Here is a 1532-nt window from a genome sequence, read left to right on the forward strand (position 1 = left end):
AAGTTTGTCGCGGAGCAGTTGGGCTGCCTTTGATGTCGCTGGGTCTTTTCCTGAGCGCTGGGGGATGCAATGAAACGCCGCGAATTCATCAGTTTGCTCGGTAGCGTGACAGTCGCCTGGCCGCTCGCGGCGCGCGCGCAGACTCCAATGCCCGTGATCGGGTTCATGAGCGGCCGAGCCCCGGAGGAATCGGCACATCTTGTGGCGGCGTTCCGCCAGGGTTTGGCTGATTCAGGCTTTGTTGACGGCCAAAATGTCACGATTGAGCTTTGCTGGGCGGAGGGCGATTACGATCGACTCCCGGGGCTGGCCGCTGAATTAGTCAACCGAAAAGTGGCCGTTCTCATCGGTGTCGGCGGCGACGTTTCAGCTGTTGCCGCCGCGAAAGCAACGACAACAATTCCGGTCGTGTTCGGGATGGGCGGCGATCCCGTCAAAGCCGGCATCGTCGCGAGCTTTAATCGGCCCGGCGGTAACGTCACTGGCTATACCATTTGGACCAATGAGATGGAATCGAAGCGGCTCGGTTTGCTGCGCGAACTCGTGCCTGGGACCCCAGTGATCGGAGTACTGGTGAATCCCCGCTTCCCGCCCACCGTGCAGGAACTGGACGATCTCGAGCCTGCGGCCAAAGGAGTTGCTCAGCGGCTCTTCGTGGCGCGCGCGAACGACGATCCGGAATTGGATGCAGCCTTGGCCTCGCTCGTTCAGCAACGTGTCGGCGCGTTTATGGTCACGGCCTCGCCTTTCTTTGATACGCGCCGCGATCGCATCATCAACTTCGCCGCACAAAATCGCCTGCCCGCCATCTATCACTTTCGTGAATATGCGCTGGCTGGTGGGCTGATCAGCTACGGGCCCAACATCGCCGAAAGTTATAAAAACGCCGGAGTCTATGCCGGTCGCATCCTCAAGGGCGAAAAACCCGCGGACCTGCCGGTATTACAGCCGAGCAAGTTCGATTTCGTGATCAATCTCAAAACGGCCAAGGCGCTCGGACTGACAGTGCCCCCAACGCTTCTTGCCGAAGCAGGCGAGGTGATCGAGTAGGATGCTGTTTTACTGCAATGCACTTGGTCTGGAATTGGCCCTTGGCGGACATTCTGCGGCTGCGGTCTAGAGTCCACTTTCGGGTGTAAAACGGACATTGACCAACCCTTGCTCATCGACCTCGATTTATGGATGCCATGACAGGTAAATTGACCGCCAACGAGATTCTCAGTCTGCTGAAACTAGAACCCAACGCGACCTGCGGTTTCGTGCGGCTGACCTTCGTGAGCAAGCAATCGGTCGCGGCGGGTGTTTTGCCATCGCCGTTCGCCGAGGCGCGCCCCGTGGGCTCGGCGCTTTATTTCATGGTGACGTCTGGCGCGCCGGTACGGCTGCACCGTATCCGCAACGATCAGCTCTACCACTATTATCTCGGCGACCCGTTGGAAGTGTTTATGCTACACGCCGACGGTAGCACGGAGCGAGTCGTCGTCGGACCAAACCTACGAAGCGGCCAACACGTGCAACTCTTGATTCCCGGC

Annotated in this window: 2 protein-coding genes; both read left to right on the forward strand. The window is 58.9% G+C overall.

From position 1 onward, the window contains the following. Positions 1-69 precede the first annotated feature (69 nt). Positions 70-1050 carry an ABC transporter substrate-binding protein gene (locus VGY55_00900; protein HEV2968511.1) on the forward strand — a complete coding sequence of 327 codons (981 nt, stop codon included), beginning with the start codon at positions 70-72 and terminating at the stop codon, positions 1048-1050. A 137-nt stretch (positions 1051-1187) separates the two neighbouring features. Beyond that, the coding region (locus tag VGY55_00905; protein HEV2968512.1) for a cupin domain-containing protein at positions 1188-1532 on the forward strand (345 nt) is incomplete at its 3' end.

Source organism: Pirellulales bacterium, assembly GCA_035939775.1.
Classification (GTDB): domain Bacteria; phylum Planctomycetota; class Planctomycetia; order Pirellulales; family DATAWG01; genus DASZFO01.